Genomic DNA, 22,702 nt, shown 5'->3' with positions numbered 1-22,702 from the left:
CCCGAGATATTTGTGAAACAGAGAAGACGGGTGTGGGGCTATCTCAGCGGTCCGGTCTGGAAGAGTTGGACCTTGAGGCCGCCATGCGGAATCGGCGCGCTGACATTCGCGAAGCTCAGGCCGGTTGCACGGGCGAGCCCCTTGTCGGAGGTGACGATGCCCACGCGCCAGCCCTGGAAGCGTTCCTTCATCACCGCGCCGAAACTGCCGTAAAGCGCGAAGAGCAGTTTGCGATTGCCGATGCGGGCACCGTAGGGCGGGTTGACGATCACGAGGCCCGGCGGGCCGCCGGGGCGCGGGAGATCGGCGATGGGGCGTTGCGTGAAGCCCGTAACCTGGGCCGTGCCTGCGCGTTCGGCATTGGCGGCTGCCGAGGCGATGGCGCCGGCATCGCGGTCCGAGCCGTGGAACTGCGCGGCGGGTTTCGCCGGGGTCGGAAGTGCCTGTTTCATCTCGCGCCAGGTGTGCGGATCGAAGCTCGCCAGATGCTCGAAGGCGAAGCTGCGAGAACGGCCCGGAGCGAGGCCGAGCGCGGTTTCCGCAGCCTCGATCACGAACGTGCCCGAGCCGCACATCGGGTCAAGCACCGGCTCGGAGCCGTCATAGCCGCAGGCGCGCAGAAAAAGCGCGGCGAGCGTCTCGCGCATGGGCGCCTTGCCGATGGCCTGTTTGTGGCCGCGTTTGTGCAGCGGCTCGCCGGAGGTGTCGAGGCTGATCTCGCAGAGATCGTCCTCGATGCGCAGGCGCACCACGAGCGCCGCGGTGTCGTTCGGCCCCTGCCCCAGTGCGTCCGTGATGGCGCCGGCGATGCGCTGGCTTGCGGCACCCTGGTGGTAGATCCGGGATTTGCGGCAGGTCGCCTCGATCCGGTAGGGGATGCCCGGGCGCAGCAGTGCCGCCCAATCCAGTTTGCGCGCGCGTTTGTCGAGCTGCGCAAGATGCATCGCGCGAAATCGGGCGATCCGCGCGAGGATGCGACCGGCACCGCGCAGCATCAGGTTGGCGCGCCAGGCGTCCGGCCAATCGCCGTCGAAGGTGACCCCGCCGGGAACGCTGCGGGGGTTCGTGAATCCCAGCTCGTGAATTTCCTCGCGCAGGAGATGTTCAAGCCCCGGCGGGGCCGAGGCGAAAAGCTCGAGGGGGGCGGCATGGCTCATGGACAGCGGGTTATCCGGTTTGATGCCGCAAGGCGAGGGGAATGTTGCCGATTTGCACCGCCTTTTCCGCCTGTTTTCGCTCGTGTTTTCAGCCGGTTTTCGCAAGATCCGGCATACATGCGGCGGCGGGGCCGATCGCGCTGGCCATAAAGCATGATTTCGCCCTAAGCTCGCCCGGCAGAGGACACATAAATCGCGGATCACAAGAACCGACCGCACGGAGCAGGCAAGCGTTACCCATGTCCCGAACCGATCTTTCCCTGTGCAGCACCGGCAGGCCATCCTACTCTGCGCCCGCCCGCATGCGATGGCGCCGCGCGCTGTTGCCGCTCGCGCTGGTGCTCAATGCCTGTATGCCGATCACACCGTCCGCGCCGGCCACGCGCGCCGCCGTCATGGATCCGGGATTGCCGCCGATGAAACTCTTTTCGGTGCCGCGCACAGAGCCGGTGCGGCTGTCCAACGCCGATCTGGCGCGCGATTTCATGGATCTTGCGCTGAGCCTCGAATCCGGGCGTCCGCTCGATCTTTTCACAAGGTTCGAGGGGCCGATCACGGTGCGGCTTGTCGGCGAGGCGCCGGCATCGGTGCCGCGCGATCTGGACCGGTTGCTGCACCGGCTGCGCAGCGAAGCGGGGATCGACATTCGCGCGACCGGCGGCAACGCGGCGAATATCACGATCAATGCTGTCAGCCGGGCCGAGATCCGGCGCGTTCTGCCGCAGGCGGCCTGTTTCGTTGTGCCGAACGTGACAAACCTGCGCGAATACCGCCGCGCGAGGCGCAGTCGGCAGGTCAGCTGGAGCCATATCGAGGCCCGCACGCGGCTGGCGATTTTCCTTCCCAACGATGCCAGCCCGCAGGAGGCGCGCGATTGCCTGCATGAAGAGCTCGCACAGGCGCTGGGGCCGCTCAACGATCTTTATCGGCTGCCGTCGTCGGTCTTCAATGACGACAATGTCCATACAGTGTTGACGGGCTATGACATGCTCATCCTGCGCGCCTATTACGATCCGGCGCTGCGCAACGGGATGCGCCCGGGCGAAGTGCGCGCGCGGATTCCGGGCATCCTGGCGCGGCTCAATCCCGCCGGCGAGGGGCTGGCCGCACGGCGGGCGGTGCGCACGCCCCGGCCCTGGATCGAGGCGGTGCAGACCGCGCTCGGTCCGGGCGCATCTGCCGGGGCGCGGCGACGGGCGGCAACCGAAGCGCTCGGCATCGCCTCGGCGATGGGATGGCAGGACCACCGGCGCGGGTTTTCGCATTACGCGATGGGCCGTATCCTGCAGGCAAACCGTCCCGAGGCGGCGCGCGAGCAGTTCCTCAGGGCCGATCATTATTTCGCGCTCACACCCGAGACGCGGCTGCATCGCGCCTATGTCGCGGCGCAGCTGGCGGCGTTCGCATTGGCGGACAACGCGCCGGAGCGGGCCTTGCACCTGACGAGCGGCGCGATCGATCTGGCGGCCCGGCATGAGAATGCGGCGCTGCTGTCGACGCTGCTGATGCTTCGGGCCGAAGCGCTCGATTTGTCGGGGCGCGCGTCGGAAGGGGCGGATGTGCGTCTGGACAGTCTTGGTTGGGCGCGCTACGGGTTCGGCCCGGGTTGGGCCGTCCGCGCGAAGCTGCGCGAGATCGGCGCGCTCAATCCGCTGAGCAGGAACAGGGACAGGTCATGATCGTCATCGCCGGGGCCATCTTCGGAGCCATCTTCGGCGCGCTGACCGCGCGGCGGCGCAAGGGCAACCGCGCCGATATGCTGCAATACGGGGCGGTCTACGCGATCCTCTTTTCGCTGCTGGGTCTCATCCTGACCATCGCGATCGAGAAACTCGTTCTTTGAGAACTTGAGGGCTCTGCCCTCAAACTCCCGAGATATTTATGAAACGAAGAAGGCAGGACCGCTGGCCCCGGCGGTTTGGCGTTGCTAGGTATCGCGCATGTTCGTTCCGTTTTTCGAGGCGTTGCGCAGGACGGGTGTTCCGGTCTCCCTGCGCGAGTATCTGGAGTTTCTCGCCGCGATGCGCGCGGGGCTGGTGACCTATGATCCGGAGGCGTTCTATTACCTTGCGCGCAGCGCCATGGTGAAGGACGAGCGGCATATCGACCGCTTCGACCGCGCCTTCGCCGAGAGCTTCGAAGGGCTGGACCGGATCGGCAGCGAGCAGGTTCTGGAGGCGCTCGATCTGCCGGAAGAATGGTTGCGCAAGCTGGCCGAGACGCATCTGAGCGCGGAGGAACAGGCCGAGGTCGAGGCGCTTGGCGGGTTCGACAAGCTGATGGAGACGCTGAAAGACCGGCTCAGGGAGCAGCAGGGGCGTCATCAGGGCGGGAGCAAGTGGATCGGAACGGCCGGTACCTCGCCTTTCGGGGCGTATGGCTATAATCCCGAGGGTGTGCGGATCGGGCAGCAGGAGAGCCGGCATCGCCGGGCGGTCAAGGTCTGGGACAGGCGGGAGTTCCGCAATCTCGACGACAGTCGGGAGCTTGGTACGCGCAACATCAAGATCGCGCTGAAGCGTTTGCGCCGCTGGGCGCGTGACGGGGCCGCGGACGAGCTTGATCTTCAAGGCACGATCCGCGCGACGGCGGAGCACGGCTATCTCGACGTTAAAACCCGGCCGGAGCGTCGCAACGCGGTCAAGGTCATCCTGTTTCTGGACGTGGGCGGATCGATGGATGCCCATGTCAGGATCGTCGAGGAGCTGTTTTCGGCCGCGCGGGCCGAGTTCAAGCATCTGGAGCATTTCTATTTCCACAACTGTCTTTACGAAGGCGTCTGGCGCGATAATCGCCGGCGCTGGGACGCGCAGGTGCCCACGCGCGAGGTGCTGAACACCTATGGCGCCGATTACAGGTGCATCTTTGTCGGCGATGCCAGCATGTCGCCCTACGAGATCGCCTTTGCCGGAGGTGCGAACGAGCATTGGAATCCGGAGCCCGGACAGGTCTGGCTGGAGCGTGCGCGGCTGCAATGGCCGTCGCATCTGTGGATCAATCCGGTGCCCGAGGCGCAATGGCCCTACACGCAATCCATCGGGATGATTCGCGAGATTTTCGAGGATGCGATGGTGCCGATGACGCTGGATGGCCTCGCGCGCGGGATCGCGGCGCTGGCGCGGTAGTGCCGATGCGGCGAAAAGGGCGGGCCGCGTGGAACCGCATCGCTCCGGCGCCGGTTTCCCTTGCGAGTTCACCCAAGGAAAGGACGGGGCTATGATCAAGAAAACCGCATCCGCGCATTGGTCCGGCGGGCTGAAGGACGGCAGGGGCAAGATCTCGACGCAATCGGGCGCGCTCGAGAACCAGCCTTACGGGTTCAACACCCGTTTCGAGGATCAGCCGGGGACCAATCCCGAGGAATTGATCGGCGCGGCGCATGCCGGGTGCTTTTCGATGGCGCTGTCGATGATCCTGAACAATTATGAGGCGGTGGCCGAAGATATCGATACGAAGGCCACGGTTTCGCTGGAAGAACAGGGCGAGGGATTTGCGATAACGGCGGTTCACCTCGACCTGAGAGCGAAAATTCCCGGTATCAGCGATGAGGATTTTCACGAGGCGGCGAACACAGCCAAGGAAAATTGTCCGGTCTCGAAGCTGCTCAAGGCTGCGAAGATCACGATGGATGCGACGCTCGAAAGCTGATCTCCATCGAAAAGCGCGCCGCCGGCAGGCGGCGCGCTTGCCCTGCGGCGCGGCACACCCCATATCTGGACCATGCTGAAATTCACGCCGATCCTGCTGGCGATCCTGTACGCGCTGGCGATGTATCACTTCTCGGTCTGGCGCACGAAGCGCGAGCTCGATGCGCGATCGACCGAGCTGGCCGACCCACGGCTCAAGGCGCTGACGGACCGTCTGGCGCGGGCGCTCGATCTGGAGCGGATCCGGGTGCATATCTACGAGATCGATCCGGTGAACGGACTGGCGGCGCCGGATGGGCGCATCTTCATCACGCGCGGGTTCTATCGAAAGTATCAGAATGGCGAGGTGACTGGCGAGGAGCTTGCCAGCGTGATCGCGCATGAGCTCGGGCATGTCGCGCTGGGTCATTCACGGCGGCGGATGATCGATTTCTCCGGTCAGAACGCGCTGCGCACGGCACTGGCGCTGGTGCTCTCGCGGTTCCTGCCCGGAATCGGCGTATGGATCGCGAACGGTCTGGCGACGCTACTCGCGGCGCGCCTGTCGCGCGGGGACGAATATGAGGCAGATGCCTATGCCGCGGCGCTTCTGCACAAGGCCGGGATCGGGATCGATGCGCAGAAATCGCTGTTCACTAAGCTGGATAAGCTGACGCAGGCCCGCTCCGGCGCGGTTCCGGCCTGGCTCATGTCGCACCCCAAGACCGACGAGCGGGTCGCGGCGCTGGAGAAGCTGGAACGGCGCTGGACCGCCGCGCCGTCTTAAAGGCTTTCTTCAGCTATAGCTGTTGATATAACGCGAAGGCATAGGTTCGGGCGTGCCGGGAAGCGGCGCGCCGGCGGCTTGGATTTGGATAATAACGGGGGCAGCATGGCCGGTTCAGTCAACAAGGTCATTATCATCGGCAATCTCGGGCGCGACCCCGAGGTGCGCACGTTTCAGAATGGCGGCAAGGTGTGCAACTTGCGCGTCGCCACGTCCGAGACGTGGAAGGACCGCAATACCGGGGAGCGGCGCGAGCGCACCGAATGGCATAGTGTGGCGATTTTCAACGAAAATCTCGCGCGCCTGGCCGAGCAATATCTGCGCAAGGGCTCCAAGGTCTATATCGAGGGCAAGCTCGAGACGCGCAAATGGCAGGATCAGTCGGGCCAGGATCGTTACAGCACGGAAGTCGTGCTGCGGCCCTATGCCGGCGAGTTGACCTTCCTCGACAGCCGCGATGGCGGTGGCGGCAGCACCTATGGCGGGGGCGGCTCGGGCAGCGACTACGGCGGGGATTATGGCGGCGGCGACTATGGCGGCTCGGGCGGTGGCGGCGGACCGGCGCGCGCGCCAGCGCGTGACATCGATGACGAGATTCCGTTCTAGTCGCTCAGCCTGCAGCAGACCGAGATGATTTCGCCGGCACCGGGGGGCCAGCCCCCCGGACCCCCCGGGATATTTTCAGCAAGAAGAAAGGGAGCGCGCGGCGAGCGCATCCTCCAGGAGCTGTTCGACGGCGTCCTGCGGGACATCTGAGGTCATGAAGGCCTCTCCGATGGCGCGGGCGAGGATGAAGGTCAGCTTGCCATCCACGACCTTCTTGTCCTGTTTCATCAAGTCGAGCAGGGTTTGTGCATCCGGCAGATCGCCGTCGATATCGCCGACGCTCGCGGCCATGCCCGTCTGCGCCAACAGCGCGCGCAGGCGGCTGGGGTCTTCCTGCGCGCAGAGGCCGAGTTGCGCGGAAAGATCGAAGGCCAGTGTGCAGCCGATGGCAACGCCCTCGCCATGCAGCAGGCGGTTCGAATAGCCGGTCGCGGCTTCGAGAGCATGACAGAAAGTGTGGCCGAGATTGAGAAGCGCGCGGTCGCCCTGTTCAGTTTCATCGCGCAGCACGATATCCGCTTTCATCTCGACCGACCGGCGCACGGCGTGACCGAGCGCACCCGGATCGCGGGTCTTGAGATCCTCGGCATGACGTTCCTGCCATTCGAAAAAGCGCTCATCGCCCAGAAGGCCGTATTTCACCACCTCGCCCATGCCGGCGAGGAAATCGCGGTCGGTCAGGCTTTGCAGGACAGAGATATCGGCCAGCACCAGAGCGGGCTGGTGGAACGCGCCGATCAGGTTCTTGCCCTGCGGTGCGTTGATCCCCGTCTTGCCGCCGACGGAGCTGTCCACCTGGGCAAGCAGCGAGGTCGGCACCTGCACGAAACGCACGCCGCGGCGCAGGACGGCGGCGGCGAAGCCGACGAGATCGCCGATCACGCCGCCGCCCAGTGCGATGACCACGTCACGGCGTTCGACCTGCTGATCGAGCAGCCATTCGACGCAGCGCGTGAAATGGGGCCAGGATTTCGTCGCCTCTCCCGCCGGCAGGGTCAGGCTGACCGACGCGATCCCCTCGGCCGAAAGCGCCCGTTCGAGCGCCGGCAGATGCAAATCGGCGACATGGGCATCGGTGACGACGGCGACCCGGGGGCGCGCGAGATGGGGGGCGATTTCCGCGCCGGCACGGGCGAGGAGATCGGGACCAATGCGGACGTCATAGGCGCGGCCCGGAAGCGGGACGTGGACGGTCTGGATCATGCGGGCTCCTTGAGCACATCGGGGCGGCTGCGCAGCGCGGCGATGACGCGGCCAGCCATATCGTCGATCGACAGGCCGGGTTCGGACCGGACGCTTATATCGGCCTTGGCGTAGATCGGAACGCGCTCCTTAAAGATTCGGTCAAGCGCGGCATATGGATCGGGCACGCGCAGCAACGGCCGGGTATCCTTGTGCTTCACGCGGCTCCAGAGCAGGTCGAGATCGGCATCGAGCCAGACCGACACGCCCTTGGCGGAAATGATGGTGCGGTTCTCGGGCGCGAGAAACGCACCGCCTCCGGTGGAGAGGATGCAGCTTTCCGAGCTCAGCAGGCGGGAGATCACCTGACGTTCCTTGCGCCGAAAGAACGGCTCTCCGTCGCGGGCGAAGATCTCGGGGATCGTCATGTTGGCGGCTTTTTCGATCTCGGCATCCGAATCGATAAATGGCGCATGCAATGCTGCCGCCAGCGCCTTGCCGACGGCGGTTTTCCCCGCCCCCATCATGCCCACCAAGACAACCGTTTTTTTCAGTCTCGACTGCATTCGCGCCCGTGATGTTCCGCAGTGTCGGCCAAGTGCCGCCAATTTTCCGGCGTGATCGGTTGAATGACGTGATATTGTTGGAATTGCCAGTTATAAGTTGCAAAAAAACAGACAAGGCAGGCGAGGGTTTCGTGGGGCGGATTCTGAAGTGGTTGATTTACCTGGCGATCATCGGTGCGGTGGCGCTGGTGGCCTATGCGTATGTCGGGCCGTTTTTCGGCGCGGATTTCTCGCCTCCGCAGACCGAAATCAGGCAGCCTGTGACGTTGGATGCGGATTAGAGCTTTCTTGATCGCGGCCGGGATGACCTCGGCTGCCAGCGCGCAGGACGCGCCGCTTTCGGCGATCGACTGGTTGACGATGCAGCGGGATGTCACACCCGCCGTGACCATCGCGCCGCGCGCCTTCGAGCCTCCGGTGGCGCAGAGCGCGGCGGTGCCGAAGGTCGATTCGCGCCCGCTCGGCGCGCCCGAGATCGGCGGCGCGGGGCTTTTGCCGACCTCTGTCACCGGATTGCCGCAAACGCTCTGGCGGGGCAGTTCGGAGGCGCGGCTGATCGATCTGATCGAACGGCTGCAAGGGCGCGCGCCCTCGGTGCCGGCGCTCGATTCGCTCTATCATACGCTGCTGCTGGCCGAGGCCGTGCCGCCTGCGGGCGGTGACGGAACGGCGCTGCTTCGGGCCCGGGTTGCCGCGCTTTACGATCATGGGCTTGTCGCACCGGCCGAGGCGCTGCTGGACCGGGTCGGACCGCTGACGCCGGAGCTTTTCTCGCTCGCCTTCGATCTGGCCCTGCTGACGGGTTCCGACGACGCGCTTTGCCGGATGCTCAACGCGCGCCCGCGCCTGAGCCGCGATCTGGCGGCGCGCATCTGGTGCGCGACGCGCGGCGGCGATTATCCGCGCGCGATGACGATTTACCAGACCGGCCATGCGCTGGGCCATCTGAACGGGCGCGACAGTGAATTGCTGCTGCGGTTCCTCGATCCCGAATATGCCGAAGAAGCGCGTCCTTTGCGACCGCCCGTGCGTCCGAGCCCGCTGCAGTTCCGGCTGTTCGAGGCGATCGGAGAGGCGCTGCCGACCGCACCGCTGCCCCTGCCCTTCGCCGTGGTCGAGCTGAGCGGCGATTCGGGCTGGCGGGCGCAGTTGCAAGCGGCGGAGCGGCTGGCGCGGGCCGGTGCCATCGACGGCAACCAGCTTCTTGGCGTCTATACCGACCAGATGCGCGCGGCGTCTGGTGGCATCTGGGACCGTGTCGAGGCGCTACAGCGTTTCGAGGCTGCGCTGGAGACGCAAGATGCGGGCAAGATTTCCGTCGCTCTGGAAAAGGTCTGGCCGCAGATGCGCAGCGCCGGGTTGCTGGTGCCCTTCTCCAACCTCTTCGCGGACCGGTTGCAGGATATGCCGCTTGCCGGGCGTGCCGCGCGGATTGCCGGTTTCGCCGGTCTTCTGTCGGATGGGTATGAAGCCGCGGCGCACGGATTGGCGCAAAGCGACGATGCAACGCTCGCCTTTCTGGCGGGCATCGCCCGCGGCGCACCGGATGGATATTTGCCGGATTTGCCCTACGCGACCGCGCTTGCACAGGGCTGGACGAGAGCCGCGGACCTGCCCTCAGATATTGCCAGCATGGCTGCGCAGGACCGGATCGGGGAAGCGCTTCTGATTGCGCTCGAACGGTTCGACAGCGGCGCGGAGGGCAATCATGACGATTTGACCGAGTCCATTCGCATCCTGCGCAGTTTCGGATTGGAGGACGTGGCCCGGCGCGCCGCGCTTCAGCTCGTGATCCTCGATATGGAAAGCGCAAGGCGATGAAGGACGCGCATCTGGTCTCGGGCTTTCTTGAAGCTCAAGCCGCTGAGCGGGGCGCGGCGAACAACACTCAGCTTGCCTACGCGCGCGATCTGTCCGATTTCAGCGCTTGGCTTGCGCATAGCAAGTCCGACCTTGCAACCGCGCAGAAAGCGGATGTCGAAGCATATCTCGTCCATTGCGACGCGCAGGGATTGGCGAAATCGACGCGCGCGCGGCGACTTTCGGCGATCAAGCAGCTTTACCGCTTCTGTTTCGAGGAAGGCTTGCGCGCCGACAATCCGGCGGTTCAGATCAGCGGTCCGGGACGCGACAAGCGTCTGCCCAAGACCGTGTCGACTGAAGAGGTGGACCGGCTTTTGGACGCAGCGCGGGCCCACGGGCGCAGCGCAGCGGACCGCTTGCGCAACGCCTGTCTGATGGAGCTGCTCTACGCCACCGGGATGCGGGTGAGCGAGTTGGTCTCGCTGCCGTTGAGCGCGGCCAAGGGCGATCCGAGGATGCTGCTGATCCGGGGCAAGGGCGGCAAGGAACGCATGGTGCCCCTGTCTCCGCCGGCGCGTATGGCGCTGCGCGAGTGGCTTGCGCAGCGGATGGCCGACGAGGATGCGGCACGGATGGCGGGCAAGCCGGAATCGGGTTTCCTCTTTCCCTCGCGTGGCAAATCGGGGCATCTCACCCGACATGCCTTCTATATCCTGATCAAGGATTTGGCCGTGCGAGCTGGCGTCTCGCCGGACAAGGTCACGCCGCACACGCTCCGTCACGCCTTTGCGACACATTTGCTGGCCAATGGTGCCGATCTGCGCGCGATCCAGACCTTTCTGGGCCATGCCGATGTGTCCACCACCGAGATTTATACCCATGTGCTCGAAGAACGGCTGCGCGAGCTGGTGCTGGATCATCACCCGTTGGCAAAGGGCTGATCCCGGCATCTTGAACGCGGCGGCGCTCGGCCCCATAACGTGTGAAACCTGTCAATAAGTTGGACCCAATGGAACCCGCATCATCGGCGGCCGATGCCGCACTCTGGATCACCGCCGCCGCAATCTTGTGCCTTCTGTTCCTCTCGGCCTTCTTTTCCGGCTCGGAAACCGCGCTGACGGCCGCATCGCGCGGCAAACTGCGTTCGATGACGGACAAGGGTTCGAAAGGCGCGGCGCGGGCGCTTGCCATCACCGAAGACAACGAGAGGCTGATCGGTTCGGTCCTGCTCGGCAACAATCTCGTCAACATCCTTGCCACATCGCTGGCGACGGCACTTTTTACCAAACTGTTCGGCGAATCCGGCGTGGCTCTCGCGACTCTGGTGATGACGATGCTGGTGCTGATCTTCGCCGAGGTGCTGCCGAAGACTTATGCGATCACCAATCCCGAAACTGCCGCCAGCACCGTTTCGCCGGTGATCGCGGTGGTGGTGAAGGTGTTCTCGCCGGTCGTCGGCGCGGTGCGCGTTCTGGTTCGCGGTGTGCTGCGCGTCTTCGGCGTCAAGACCGATCCAGACAGTCAGATCCTCGCCGTGCGCGAAGAAATCGCCGGCGCGCTGCATCTGGGCCATTCCGAGGGCGTGGTCGAAAAGGAGGATCGCGACCGCATCCTGGGCGCGCTCGATCTGAGCGACCGCACGGTCGAGGAGGTCATGCTGCACCGTTCGGGGATCGAGATGATCAATGCCGATCACGAGCCGCAGGACATCCTGCAGCAATGCCTGCAATCGAACCACACCCGCCTGCCCGTCTATCGCGGTGAGCCGGAGAACATCATCGGCGTCGTGCACGCCAAGGATCTTTTCCGTTCGATGTATCAGTTCATGCAGGAAAGCGACCGCCCGATGGAAGAAATGCGGAAGTTCCGTTTCGCCGATGTCGCGATGAAGCCCTATTTCATCCCCGAAAGCACCTCGCTCGACGACCAGATGCGCCAGTTCCTGCGCCGCCGCACACATTTCGCGCTGGTGGTGGACGAATACGGCGCTTTGCAGGGGCTGATCACGCTGGAGGATATCCTAGAGGAAATCGTCGGCGAGATCACCGACGAATTCGACCCGGACGCCGAACATCCCGTGGAGCGTGCCGAGGACGGTAATTTCTGGATCGACGGTGCGATGACCATTCGTGATCTGAACCGTGCGATGGACTGGAACCTGCCGGATGACGAGGCCAACACCGTCGCCGGGCTGGTCATTCACGAGGCACAGATGATCCCGACGGTCGGCCAGGTGTTCAGCTTCCACGGCTTTCGCTTCGAGGTGATGGCGCGCGATCACAACCGCATCACCGCACTCAAGATCCGGCCGCTGCGTCAGGACTAGCGCCAAAATGCCTCCAGGCATTTTGGAGTTTCCATCGATGGAAACTCCGCCGCGCGGTGTGGATAAGATTGCGGATAAAAAACGGGACGGCTCTCCCCTGCCGTCCCATCTTCATCGGTTGCTGCCACCGGAAACCGGGCGCAACCGGCTTTGTCTTTCAACCGGCCGCTCGCCGATTGAGCGAAAGATACTGAACGCCGCTCCCTGCGCAAGATCGAAAATGACGGAATTGTGAAAAATCATGCCGTTACGGAACCCACCATTCGCCGCGCCAGCCATCCGTTTCGCAGAATACCGCGCGTTTGTGAGGGGTTACGAGATGAACAAGCTCAATCGACAGGATCCGGCATTGCAGAACGGCGAAATGTGCGAACAGGCCGCGCTTGTCATAGGCGTCCGCTTTCGGGATGGTTACTCCCGGATCCGGCACGGCTCCATAGGACAGACGCGATTCGCCGCCGAGCTGCGACCACCGTTCCTCAAGCCCCGCTCCATCCAGTAGCGTGACCCTTGTGGATAACCTGAGTTGCAACTGGCTGTCTGCGTCCCAGACATGCAGTTGCGCGCGCGGTTCGGCCCTGAGCGAGGCGATCTTGTGCGACGCGATATCGGTATAGATTTCGGCAACTCCCAAATCGCGCTCGGCCCGGCGCAGCACAACGGTGCGCGCTTCGGGCGCGCCATCCGGCGACACCGTTGCCAGAACGGGATAGCGCGCCGCCGCATCCGGCTCGGCCTCGCCCCTTTCGAGATGCCGCCACCCGAAATCCAGAAAGTCGCTCAGTTCAGTCACGGCTCTCATACCCCGTCATTTCCAGATATCCGCGCCCCTGATGACTGCCGCGCACCTGCACCGGGCCTTCCCAATAGGGAATCCCAACCGCCATCCAGGCATCGGGATTGAGCGCCTCAACCGTCAGATCGACGCCTCGGTCCGGCAAGCGGACTGACCACGCGACCGGCACATCGCGACCTGCCACGCGATGCAGCCTCAATGGCTCCGCTTCGAAGGCGCCATCGGGATAGGCGGTGAGTTGCCCCGCGGCGGTGATCCAGCTGGCCGATCCATAGCTCGTACCGGCCTCGTCGCGCAGCAGGAACCCCATCAGCTTGTCGCCGCTTTCGAAGGAGAGCGAAAACCAGTCCCATCCCGATTGTGTCTCCGCCAAGGGCTGCGAAGACCATTCCCGATCAAGCCAGGCCGAGCCCGCCACCTCGACCTCCCCCTCTGGGAGGAGCAACGTGCCCTGAACCTCGAAAAACGGCTGCGAGTAGTAATAGCTCGCCTGCCCGAGCGCCGATTTCACCGAATAGCCCTCCTGCCCGTGAAAGACGAGCGGTCCTTGCGCGACGAGGTCGAGCCGGTAGCGAAAGCCGTCGCCGCTCGCCGTCAGCGTCAGTTCGTCGAGATCGGGACCGGCCATGTGCCAATCGTCGATCCACGCGCGAAAGGGCTGCGCGGTCACACCCGCCTGGCCGATCCCCCCGCGTGCGATGCGTTCCGCGACCAGATGGCGCTCGGGCGTTGTCACGGCCGCATGGGCGAACCAGACCTGCGGGTCCTGCCACCCCTCGCGGGTTTCAGGCGCGAGCGCCGAACGGAAGAGCGTCCATTGCACACCGTATTCCGTGCCATCCGCGCTTTGCAGATTTGCCGTCAGATACCACCATTCGATCCGGTAGGCGGGATGGGCACCGTGGTCTTCGGGAAAGGTGAACTGCGGATCCGGCTGCGGGACGGCAAAACCCTCCGCGTCCGTGCCGAGCCCGGCAAATCCCTGCGCCGCGACCGTGCAGGGAAGCCATAGCAGGAGCGCGCATATCCTAGCGATCATTGGCAAACACCTTGAGCAACTCGGAGGGCGGCATACGCGCGAGCCTGCGCGCCGGCCAAAGCGCCGCGAGCGCCGCCGCGCCCAGCGCAAAGCCGGCCAGAAGCGCATATTGCGCCGGAAAGAAGAAGAGCGGAAGTTTCCAGCCGAACGCTTCCACATTGACGAAGGACAAAAGCACCCAGGCCAGAACCAGCCCCAGCGGGATCGCCAGAAGCACCGTCACCAAAGCCAGCGCGACCGCGCGCAGCAACTCAAGCTGCCCCAGCGCCGTGCGCGTCACGCCCAGCGCCCAGGCCGGCGCCAGCTGCGGCACGCGCAGCGCGGCCAGTGTAAGCAGGCTCATCAGGATCGCAAAGGCCGCGACCGCGAGGGTCAGCACGTTGAGCGCCCCGGTGACCGCGAAGGTCCGCTCGAACACATCGAGCGAAAACGCCTTGATCCGGGTCTGGTCCGTGATCGCGCCCGGCGGCAGGCCGAACTCGTCGATCAGCGCTTGTCGCAGGGTTTCGGGGGTGCTCGTGCGGATACCGAAGCGGGTCGGCACCTCGCCGGGGAAGAGCGTTTCGAACAGCGGCTCGGATAGGACGATCTGGCCGAGCGGGTTGCCGTAATCGGCCACGATCCCTGCGATCACGGGGCTTTGTCCCGGCGCGATCGGCACGGGATCGCCAAGCCATAATCCGGCGCGCCGCGCGAATTGTTCGCTCACCACGGCGGCCGAACCGTCCGCGACACGGTCCCACGCCTGCGCTCCCCCGTCCAGAAGGCGCCAGTCCTCGCGATAGGTCGGCCCGACACGCACGCCGTATAGCTCCGACGGCACACCCGCGATGTCGGTTTCGATAGAAAGAAGCGGCAGTGTCTCCCGCGCCCTGCTTTGCAGGAACGCCTCGAGCTCGGCGCTTCGATCCGCTTCGGTCTCGACATAAAGCTCCGGCGCGAGGCGTTGATCGAGAAATTCGACGAAGGTGAGCCGAAAGCTGGAAACCATGGTCGACACGCCGACATTGGCCGCCGTCGCCAGAAGCAGCGCCATGAGCGCGAGGCTCAGCCCCGGCACCTGTTGACGCGTGTCGGCCCAGAACCACTGCCAAAGCGCGCTGCGCGACAGGGCCGAACCTGTCCGGGCGGCACCGTGCAGCAGGAGCGGCAGGAAGAGCGCCGCACCGATCAGCAGGCAGGCCAGAAGCGCGAAACCGAGAATCAGCCCCTGCCCCCAGATGGCGATCCCCCCGGCCGTGACCAGAAGGACGGCAGAGAGCGCCGCCAACCGCCACGCCGCCTGCCCGGTGGCGACAGACCAAGCCCGCGGCCGCGCGGCCGCGAGAAGCGGCATCCTCGCGATTTTCCAAAGCGCGGCGAAGGCCGCGATCCCGGAGCCGGCGAGCGCGATCGCGAGTCCCGACAGCACCCATTCCGCGCGCAGCTGCAAGGCACCCGGCACCGACGCGCCGTATAGCCCTTGAAGCGTCGCCGCGACGTTCGGCAGGAGCAACGCGGCGACAAGATACCCCAGTCCGATCCCGATACCTCCAGCGACAAGAGCGAGAACGACAAGTTCAGCGATCATCAGCCCGACCAGTGTCCGAAGCGGCACGCCCAGCGCGCGCAGCGTGCGAACGAGGCTCCGGCGTTGCTCGAAGGCGAGGCCGATTGCGCCGTGAACGATGAAAATTCCGACCGCGAAGCTGAGCAGTCCGAACGCCGTCAGGTTGAGGTGGAAACTGTCGGTCAGCCGGCCCGCCCCGGCATCGCGCGCCGTTTGCCGGACCAGATCGGGCGCGATGGTATCGATCGGTGGAAGGCCCATAGGCTGATCGCGCGCAACGATCAGACGGCTTATCCGATCCGGCTGGTCCAGCGCCCGTTGTGCAATTCCGATATCGGTGATCGCGAGGCCGGGCGCGATATCGGTATCGATGACGACACGCTGCTCGACCGCGCCCGCAAGGCGATTTGCAACTTCGGCGCTGGCAAAGAACACGCCGGGCGTCAGGAAATCTTGCAACCCGCTTCCATCCGTCATGCCCACCGGCGCAAGCGCGCCGGGCGCCGTCAATGGCTCGAGGCCGAGGATGCGCACCGCACCCGCCGGCGTTCCGATGCGCCCCTCCAGAACCGGTGACACCTGCCATCCCGAAAGGCGCAGCGCCAGAAAGACATCCTGCCCGACCGTGTCGCCCGCACGCGGAACGAGCTGATCGAACTGCGCTTCGCCAACGCTTGCGGCGGCCGCATCGTAGCTTGCGCGCGCTTCGGCGTTGATCGCCTGAACGCCAGACCAGAGCGCGGTGGCGAGCGCGAGCCCGCTGACCAGCGCAAAGAACTGCAGCTTGGCGCGCCGCCAATGCGACAGGAGCGCCGTCATCGCCGCGCGCCTCATGCAAGCCGCCCCCGGCTGAGGTGCGCGCGCCGCTCCATCCGGGATGCCAGCGTTTCCGAATGGGTCACGACAAGAAGCGCGGCCCCGGTTTCCGTGACGAGCGCCAGCATCTGATCCAGCACATTCGCCGCCGTCGCCTCATCGAGATTGCCGGTCGGCTCATCGGCCAGAACGAGCTGCGGCCGCGCAGCCAGTGTCCTCGCGATGGCAACGCGCTGTTGCTGCCCGCCCGACAGCGCCTCGGGATATTTGTCCAGATGCGCCGAGAGACCGAGAACGTTCGCCAGCCGATCCGCATGCGCAGGGTCCAGCCTGCCGGCCAGTCGCGCCTGAAACGCGATATTCGCGCCCACCGTGAGCGACGGAATGAGATTGAATTGCTGGAAGATCACGCTGACGACCGAGCGGCGCAACGCGGCACGCGCGGCATCGTTCATGCCGGTGATATCCTGACCGGCTAGGCGGATCCGCCCCGCATCGGGCGTGTCCAACCCGCCGATCAGATGCAACAGAGTGCTTTTCCCCGATCCCGATTCTCCGGTAAGCGCAAGGGTCTCGCCCTCGCGCATCGACAGATCGATGCCGCGCAGCACCGGAACATCGCCCTCGGCGCCCGGGAAGGATTTTTGGAGATCGCGAACGTCCAGAACCATGCGCGTGAGCTATCACGCCCGCGGGCGATGGAAAGGCCCCGGCGGGAAAAAGGCCCGAAGACAAACAAAGCGCCGCAGCGAGCAGGGAGAGAAGAAACATAGCCATGCCGCTAAAGTGCCGCCAATTCGTGAGGAAATCGTAAACCTCCGCCGGGTTCAGGGCTCACGCGCTCGCGCTGGCACCGACGCGCAAAGCATGTCGAGCCACTTTTCGGCGACGCGGCTTAGGCGGAACTCGTCCCGCCCGGTGATGCGCGGCGGTGTTTCCCTCCATTCGCGCACCCTGTCCAGAAGCTGCGCAGGCTCGTGTCCGTTCACACATTGCTTGGGATCATCCAAAATTTCGGAATTCGCGCCAAGACCCGCGTGAACGAGCGCGGGTATGCCGACCGCATTCGCTTCGGCGAGCACCAGCCCGAAGGTTTCTGCGAAGCTGGTCTGAGGGTAGAACAGACATAGTGACCGACGCATCTCGGCGATCAGGTCGGGATGAGGCAGCTCGCCCAGAAAGCGGACGCCCTTCGGCACCGCCCCGGTCCTCCATGCGAGGTAACCGGGATCGGCGACCGCCAATTCAAGATCGGGCAGCGCGCTGCGCAGCGTTTCGAACTGCGCGAACACCTCGGCAAGCCCCTTGTGGGGAGAACTTGCGAACAGCAGCCGATTGCAGTCGCGGGGCGTTTCGTCGGGCGCCAGATCGTCGTCGATCGGGTTGTAGATCACACGCAGCGGCGGTGTGTCCCGACGCCCCAGAAACGCCGAGAGAGTGCGCGCATGGGTGTGCGAGACGCAGATCACAGGAACACCCGCCGCCTTCAGTGCAGCGCCCATCTTGCGATTGTGCCGGCCCGGATAGACATGCAGCCAAAGCAGGATTGGAAGAGAGGGATTGCGTTTGCGCAGCCTCAGCGCAACCTTCCAGCGATTGATGACAATGGCGATATCGCAGCCCAGCACCCCGAGCCCGTCCTTCAGGGGCATCAACCTCCCGGCAGCGCTCCGGCCGGGCTGCGCGCGCCCGCCTTGGAAATGGGTGATGTCGCAATGCGAGCCAAGCGCGCGGGCCATGCGCAGGATCGTGGCCTCGGTGCCACCAAGACCGCCTTGGCCCAGCGAGGGAAGATCATACGCCGATGCGCTGCAAGGATCGACAATCGCGATGCGGACGCGGCACGCGGAGGGGTGATTTGCGCCGCTATCGGGCTGTTTTGCATGTTGCCCCTGACCTTCGATCATCCTGCGCTCCCTGCCATGCTCGAAGAACGACGATGAGCAAGAGCAGTTCCCGCCGGAAATTTCGCGCAACCTGGATGAGATACTGATGAAAGCGAAGGTGGTGCCCAAGGTGAGACTCGAACTCACACGCCCGTAAAGGCGGGGGATTTTGAATCCCCTGCGTCTACCATTCCGCCACTTGGGCCACGGGCTTTTCCTATCCAAGCGCTTCGGGCGCGTCCAGCGTAAAAAATCCCGAAATCTTCGCTTGGCCTTGACCGATCGGGGCCTGCATGCTCTAGCCGTGCTGCTTCTTGCGGGGACCGGATGCTCAGAAACCTCTACGATTGGACCATGGCGCTGGCGGATCATCCGCGTGCGCTCTGGGTGCTGGCGGCGGTCGCGTTCGTTGAAAGCTCGGTCTTTCCAATACCGCCAGATGTGCTGATGATCCCGATGATCCTCGCGCGCCCGTCGCGGGCGTGGCTCATCGCGCTGGTGGCGACAGCCGCGTCCGTGCTGGGCGGCGTTCTGGGCTACGGCATCGGGTATTTCTTTTACGAGACCATCGGCGCACCGATCCTGAGCGCGCTCGGCAAGGCCGAGGCGATGGAGGCGTTCAACGTCAAGTTCAACGGCGTGGGGTTCTGGGCGGTGCTGATCGCGGGGGTTACGCCCTTTCCCTACAAGGTCATCACCATCATGTCGGGCTGGACGGCGATGCCGATGGGCACGTTCCTCGTCACGTCGATCATCGCCAGGGCGCTGCGCTTCTTCGTCGTTGCCGGACTGCTGCGGGCGTTCGGCACACCGGTTCGTGATTTCATAGAACGGCGGCTCGGCCTTGTGTTCACCGGGTTTATCGGTTTGTTGATCGGCGGATTCTATATCGTGAGGTATATGTGACGCGGACGCGAAAACCCCTGATGCTGCTTGCCGCCGGAGGCTCGCTCGCGCTGATGATCGGCGCCTGGGGCTTTCAGTATATCGGCGGAATGGCGCCTTGCGAGATGTGCCTCTGGCAGCGCTATCCGCATCTGATCGCGATCGCCATCGGCCTGATCGCGCTGCGCTACGGCGAGGCGGCGCTGGCCTGGCTGGGCGCGGCGATGGCGTTCACTTCCGCGGCGATCGCCGGCTTGCACACCGGGGTGGAACGCGGCTGGTGGCCGGGCTTTACCTCCTGTTCGGCACAGCCCATCGGCGGGCTGAGCAGCGACGAGCTTTTCGACCGCATCATGACCGCCCCGGTGGTGCGCTGCGACGAGGTGCCGTGGGAGATGTTCGGGCTGTCGATGGCGAGCTGGAACATGATCGCGTCCTGCGTTCTGGTCGCGATCTGGATCGCCGCGGCCCGCAAACCGGCTTAACGGGCCGCGCCGGGCGCCTGTTTGCGTCAACGCAAACAGTCCGATGCGTCGACGCATCGGGCGCGCCTATAGGTAATCGGCGCGCTGCAGCCCGTATTTCGCCATCTTCTCGTTCAGCGTCCGGCGCGGCAGGCACAGCTCGTCCATCACCGAGGAGATCGATCCGCGATGCCGCCGCATCGTGTTGTCGATCAGCATCCGCTCGAACGCCTCGACATATTCCTTGAGCGGCTTGCCTTCGGTCGTCATCACCGGCTGCATCTCGTCATGATCGGACATCAGCAGCGACGCGATTGTGCCGGTGCCGCGACGCGACTGGAGAACCGCGCGTTCGGCCAGGTTGATGAGCTGGCGCACATTGCCGGGCCAGGGCGCCTGCAACAGCTGAGCGGCCTCCTGCGCGCTGACCTGGGGGGCGTCGCAGCCATATTCATCGGCATACTGCTCGGCGAGCGCGGTGAAGAGCGTCAGGATATCCTCGCCCCGGTTGCGCAAGGGGGGTGTGGTGATCTTGAGCGCGGCCAGCCGGTAGTAGAGATCGGAGCGCAGCGCGTCCTCGCAGGTGCGGCCTTCGTCCTGAAGGTTGCAGATCGCCACGATCCGCGTCTCTGGCGGATTGCCCTGATCGTTGATCACGGTCAGCAGCCGCGCCTGCGCGCTGTCCGAGAGCGCCTCGATATCCTCCAGAACCAAGGTGCCGCCGCGCGCCTCCTCGATCGCCGGGAGGCGATGATCGTCAGGCTGCATCGGGCCGAAGAGCCGCTGGATCAGCGTATCCTCATCCATCGCCGCACAGGAAAGCAGGACGAATTTCTTGCCCGCCCGGCTGCCCACGGCATGAAGCGCATGAGCCACCAGCGTCTTGCCGGTTCCGGTTTCTCCATCGATCAGGACATGCCCATCCGCCTGACCGAGATCGAGAATGTCCTCGCGAAGCCGCTCCATCGCGGGGCTCGCGCCGATCAGCTTGCGCATCATCTGCGTGCCGTCGCCAAGCTCGCGCCGCAGCGCGCGGTTGTCCAGCGTCAGGCGGCGCGCATTGGTCGCCTTCTTGGCCAGTTCCGACATGCGGTCCGGGTTGAACGGCTTTTCCAGGAAGTCGAACGCGCCGATGCGCATGGCTTCGACGGCGATGGGCACATCGCCGTGTCCGGTGATCATGATCACCGGAAGCGCGCTGTCCGATCCCATTAGCTTGCGCAAGAGCGCGATCCCGTCCATGCCCGGCATCTTGATATCCGAGATGACGATGCCCGGATAATCCGGACCGACCGCCCCCAGGGCCTCTTCGGCGCTGGAGAAAGTCTCGGTGTCATAGCCCGACAATGCCAGCCATTGGCTGATCGACTGGCGCATGTCCTTCTCGTCGTCGACGATCGCGATTTTCATGGCTTTTCCCATGGCTCTACTCCGCAGCCTGCGTTTGGTCGTTCAATATCGGCAACTGGACCTCGAACACCGCCCCGCCCTGTTCGGCGTTGCGGGCCAGCAGCCGCCCGCCGAGGTCGTTGACGATCCCCGAGGAAATGGCAAGCCCGAGCCCGACCCCGTCGCCCGGTTGCTTGGTCGTGTAGAAGGGCTCGAAGAGCGCATCCAGATCGTCGATCCCGTGGCCGTTGTCACGGATGGTCAGATTTGCGGTCTCGCCGCCCGCGAGGATGATCTCGATCTGCGGATCGTCCACCGTCTTGGTGGCATCGAGCGCGTTGCGCAGAAGGTTGATCATCACCTGCTCGATCCGCATCCGGTCGCCCATTACGAGAACCGTTTCGCTCGGCAGGATCTTGGTGATCTTGACCTTGCGCGATTTCAGCTGCGGCTCCATCATCGTCAGCGAGGCAGCCAGCGCATCGCCCATATTCACAGGGGAAAACGCCTCCTGCCCCTTGCGGGCATAGCTCTTGAGCTGCCGCGTGATGCCGCCCATGCGTTCGATCAGATCGTCGATCCGGCTGAAGGCCGAAAACGCCTCTTCCGGCCGGTTGCGCCGCAAGAGCAGCTTGGCGCCCGCGAGATAGGTCTTCATCGCTGCCAGCGGCTGGTTGAGCTCGTGGCTCACCGCCGCCGACATCTCGCCCAAGGCGGCCAGTTTAGAGCTTTGCGCCAGCGTCTGCTCGGCCACCGCAAGCGTCTCCTGCACCCGCTCGCGCTCGGCGATTTCCCGCTGCAGGCGCTGGTTCAATGCGCGAAGCTCTGCCGACTCGCGTTGAAAGAGCGCCATGCGGAACGCCGCCTGCCGGCTCAGGACATAGAAGGCCAGCGCCAGCAGAATCGCGAAGCCCATGATCTCGAGCGCCAGCACCGCGTTGACCCGTTCGCGCACGCTGGAATAGGTCGTGAAGGTGGTCATGTTCCAGCCGCGAAACGGGATGCGTCCTTCGATCCGCATCACCGCCTCGCCCTGGAAATAGGCGTCGGCCGGCAGCACCGTCCAATCCGCGGTCGCGCGAATGGCGCGCTCGATGGCGCTGTCGGCCGGCTCGCGCTGCAGCGCGGTGGCGACGGTCTGCCCGCGCCAGCGCGGCTCGGTCGCCAGAATGATCTCGCCTTCGCTGTTCGTCACGAGAACGGCATCCGAAATGCCCGCCCAGGCGCGCTCGAACTTGGCCAGGTCGACCTCGACGACGATCACGCCGATGGTTTGACCCTGACTCTCCATGCGCCGCGAATAGGTGAAGGAATAGCTGCCCACCTCTTCGCGCTGCGAAGTGAAGACCGTGGCATTGGAGCGCAGCGCCTCGACGAAATAGGCCGCGTTGCGGTGTTGCTCACCCAATCGCTCGCGATTGGTGGCGGCCACCGTCCGCCCGTCCCGGTCCAGAACCATCAGGGAAGCCGCGCCGATTTCGTCGACGAAGGAGATGAGCCGCTGCGAGCTTTGCGTGAACTCGCCGGAGTTGAGTGCGCCGATCAGCGCCGGATCGCGTGCCAGCAATTGCGGCACGATGGAATTGCGGCGCAGCTCGGAGATCAGGTTCCCCGAATACAGCGCGAGGCGCAATTCGGCGCGGTTGCGGGTGGATTCCGTGAACCTGTCGGTGAGGTAGCGATTGGTGAAGAACACCGTCGCAATGGCCACGATCAGCAGAACGCCGAGCGCCGAGCGCACCCGCCAGGAGGCGGTGCCCGAACGCGCGGCGGATCTCAGGAAGGGAAAACGGCTGGCCATGGCGCTCAGGATACGCCCATCGCG

Annotated in this window: 22 protein-coding genes and 1 tRNA gene; 12 read left to right on the top strand and 11 right to left on the bottom strand. The window is 64.8% G+C overall.

The window, feature by feature from the left end; translation table 11 throughout:
* Positions 1 to 38: 38 nt before the first annotated feature.
* Positions 39 to 1,157, bottom strand: a complete 1,119-nt coding sequence (locus M3465_RS09945) for a THUMP domain-containing class I SAM-dependent RNA methyltransferase (RefSeq protein WP_249501564.1) — start codon at positions 1,155 to 1,157, stop codon at positions 39 to 41.
* 302 nt (positions 1,158 to 1,459) lie between these two features.
* Between M3465_RS09945 and M3465_RS09940 the strand changes: the two genes are divergently transcribed.
* From M3465_RS09940 to ssb, 6 genes are all read left to right on the top strand, one after another.
* A complete protein-coding gene (locus tag M3465_RS09940; RefSeq protein WP_249501632.1) occupies positions 1,460 to 2,836 on the top strand; it encodes a DUF2927 domain-containing protein in 1,377 nt (458 codons plus the stop codon).
* Entirely contained in the window at positions 2,833 to 3,000 is a 168-nt protein-coding gene (locus tag M3465_RS09935) for an apolipoprotein acyltransferase (RefSeq protein WP_249501563.1), read from the top strand. The genes M3465_RS09940 and M3465_RS09935 overlap by 4 nt, the downstream gene beginning before the upstream one ends.
* Positions 3,001 to 3,097: 97 nt before the next feature.
* Complete coding sequence (locus M3465_RS09930) at positions 3,098 to 4,282, top strand: vWA domain-containing protein (protein WP_249501562.1); 1,185 nt, start codon at positions 3,098 to 3,100, stop codon at positions 4,280 to 4,282.
* Positions 4,283 to 4,373: 91 nt separating this feature from the next.
* Entirely contained in the window at positions 4,374 to 4,805 is a 432-nt protein-coding gene (locus M3465_RS09925; protein WP_249501561.1) for an OsmC family protein, read from the top strand.
* Positions 4,806 to 4,877: 72 nt separating this feature from the next.
* A complete protein-coding gene (locus M3465_RS09920; RefSeq protein WP_249501560.1) occupies positions 4,878 to 5,570 on the top strand; it encodes a M48 family metalloprotease in 693 nt (230 codons plus the stop codon).
* A 105-nt stretch (positions 5,571 to 5,675) separates the two neighbouring features.
* Positions 5,676 to 6,176, top strand: a complete 501-nt coding sequence (ssb, locus tag M3465_RS09915; RefSeq protein WP_249501559.1) for a single-stranded DNA-binding protein — start codon at positions 5,676 to 5,678, stop codon at positions 6,174 to 6,176.
* Positions 6,177 to 6,251: 75 nt separating this feature from the next.
* Here the strand turns inward: ssb and aroB are convergent, their stop codons facing one another.
* Together aroB and M3465_RS09905 are read right to left on the bottom strand one after the other, a co-directional pair.
* Positions 6,252 to 7,379, bottom strand: a complete 1,128-nt coding sequence (gene aroB / locus M3465_RS09910; RefSeq protein ID WP_249501558.1) for a 3-dehydroquinate synthase — start codon at positions 7,377 to 7,379, stop codon at positions 6,252 to 6,254.
* Positions 7,376 to 7,924 carry a shikimate kinase gene (locus M3465_RS09905; protein WP_249501557.1) on the bottom strand — a complete coding sequence of 183 codons (549 nt, stop codon included), beginning with the start codon at positions 7,922 to 7,924 and terminating at the stop codon, positions 7,376 to 7,378. The genes aroB and M3465_RS09905 overlap by 4 nt, the downstream gene beginning before the upstream one ends.
* 11 nt (positions 7,925 to 7,935) lie before the next feature.
* On the opposite strand from M3465_RS09905, the gene M3465_RS09900 reads away from it, so the two are divergent.
* The 4 genes from M3465_RS09900 (at position 7,936) to M3465_RS09885 (ending at position 12,053) form a co-directional block, all read left to right on the top strand.
* Positions 7,936 to 8,205 carry a hypothetical protein gene (locus M3465_RS09900; RefSeq protein WP_249501634.1) on the top strand — a complete coding sequence of 90 codons (270 nt, stop codon included), beginning with the start codon at positions 7,936 to 7,938 and terminating at the stop codon, positions 8,203 to 8,205.
* A gap of 22 nt (positions 8,206 to 8,227) precedes the next feature.
* A complete protein-coding gene (locus M3465_RS09895; RefSeq protein ID WP_249501556.1) occupies positions 8,228 to 9,745 on the top strand; it encodes a hypothetical protein in 1,518 nt (505 codons plus the stop codon).
* Positions 9,742 to 10,668, top strand: coding sequence for a site-specific tyrosine recombinase XerD (locus M3465_RS09890; protein ID WP_249501555.1), 927 nt, complete (start codon positions 9,742 to 9,744; stop codon positions 10,666 to 10,668). Before M3465_RS09895 ends, M3465_RS09890 begins: the two co-directional genes overlap by 4 nt.
* Before the next feature lie 68 nt (positions 10,669 to 10,736).
* A complete protein-coding gene (locus M3465_RS09885; RefSeq protein ID WP_249501554.1) occupies positions 10,737 to 12,053 on the top strand; it encodes an HlyC/CorC family transporter in 1,317 nt (438 codons plus the stop codon).
* 247 nt (positions 12,054 to 12,300) lie between these two features.
* On the opposite strand, the gene M3465_RS09880 is transcribed toward M3465_RS09885, so the two are convergent.
* The 6 genes from M3465_RS09880 to M3465_RS09855 all read right to left on the bottom strand — a co-directional run bounded on the left by M3465_RS09880 (position 12,301) and on the right by M3465_RS09855 (position 18,344).
* A complete protein-coding gene (locus M3465_RS09880) occupies positions 12,301 to 12,846 on the bottom strand; it encodes a pyridoxamine 5'-phosphate oxidase family protein (RefSeq protein WP_249501553.1) in 546 nt (181 codons plus the stop codon).
* Positions 12,839 to 13,888, bottom strand: a complete 1,050-nt coding sequence (locus tag M3465_RS09875) for a lipocalin-like domain-containing protein (protein ID WP_249501552.1) — start codon at positions 13,886 to 13,888, stop codon at positions 12,839 to 12,841. Before M3465_RS09875 ends, M3465_RS09880 begins: the two co-directional genes overlap by 8 nt.
* A complete protein-coding gene (locus M3465_RS09870; protein ID WP_249501551.1) occupies positions 13,878 to 16,271 on the bottom strand; it encodes an ABC transporter permease in 2,394 nt (797 codons plus the stop codon). The genes M3465_RS09875 and M3465_RS09870 overlap by 11 nt, the downstream gene beginning before the upstream one ends.
* Positions 16,268 to 16,924, bottom strand: coding sequence for an ABC transporter ATP-binding protein (locus tag M3465_RS09865; RefSeq protein WP_249501550.1), 657 nt, complete (start codon positions 16,922 to 16,924; stop codon positions 16,268 to 16,270). Before M3465_RS09865 ends, M3465_RS09870 begins: the two co-directional genes overlap by 4 nt.
* A gap of 156 nt (positions 16,925 to 17,080) precedes the next feature.
* On the bottom strand, positions 17,081 to 18,160 hold the full coding sequence (locus M3465_RS09860) for a glycosyltransferase family 4 protein (protein WP_249501549.1): 1,080 nt from the start codon (positions 18,158 to 18,160) through the stop codon (positions 17,081 to 17,083).
* A gap of 98 nt (positions 18,161 to 18,258) precedes the next feature.
* Positions 18,259 to 18,344: transfer RNA gene (locus M3465_RS09855), tRNA-Leu, on the bottom strand.
* Positions 18,345 to 18,466: 122 nt separating this feature from the next.
* Here M3465_RS09855 and M3465_RS09850 point away from each other — a divergent pair.
* Positions 18,467 to 19,045 carry a YqaA family protein gene (locus M3465_RS09850; protein WP_249501548.1) on the top strand — a complete coding sequence of 193 codons (579 nt, stop codon included), beginning with the start codon at positions 18,467 to 18,469 and terminating at the stop codon, positions 19,043 to 19,045.
* A gap of 20 nt (positions 19,046 to 19,065) precedes the next feature.
* A complete protein-coding gene (locus M3465_RS09845; RefSeq protein WP_283255021.1) occupies positions 19,066 to 19,509 on the top strand; it encodes a disulfide bond formation protein B in 444 nt (147 codons plus the stop codon).
* A 66-nt stretch (positions 19,510 to 19,575) separates the two neighbouring features.
* Here the strand turns inward: M3465_RS09845 and M3465_RS09840 are convergent, their stop codons facing one another.
* Positions 19,576 to 20,910 carry a sigma-54-dependent transcriptional regulator gene (locus tag M3465_RS09840; RefSeq protein WP_249501546.1) on the bottom strand — a complete coding sequence of 445 codons (1,335 nt, stop codon included), beginning with the start codon at positions 20,908 to 20,910 and terminating at the stop codon, positions 19,576 to 19,578.
* A gap of 4 nt (positions 20,911 to 20,914) precedes the next feature.
* On the bottom strand, positions 20,915 to 22,678 hold the full coding sequence (locus M3465_RS09835) for a sensor histidine kinase (protein ID WP_249501631.1): 1,764 nt from the start codon (positions 22,676 to 22,678) through the stop codon (positions 20,915 to 20,917).
* Positions 22,679 to 22,702 lie beyond the last annotated feature (24 nt).

It is taken from the genome of Marivita sp. GX14005 (assembly GCF_023370775.1).
GTDB lineage: Bacteria > Pseudomonadota > Alphaproteobacteria > Rhodobacterales > Rhodobacteraceae > Marivita.
The sequence above is the reverse complement of the archived record's forward strand: the minus strand, read 5'-3'. Positions and strand labels throughout refer to the sequence as shown.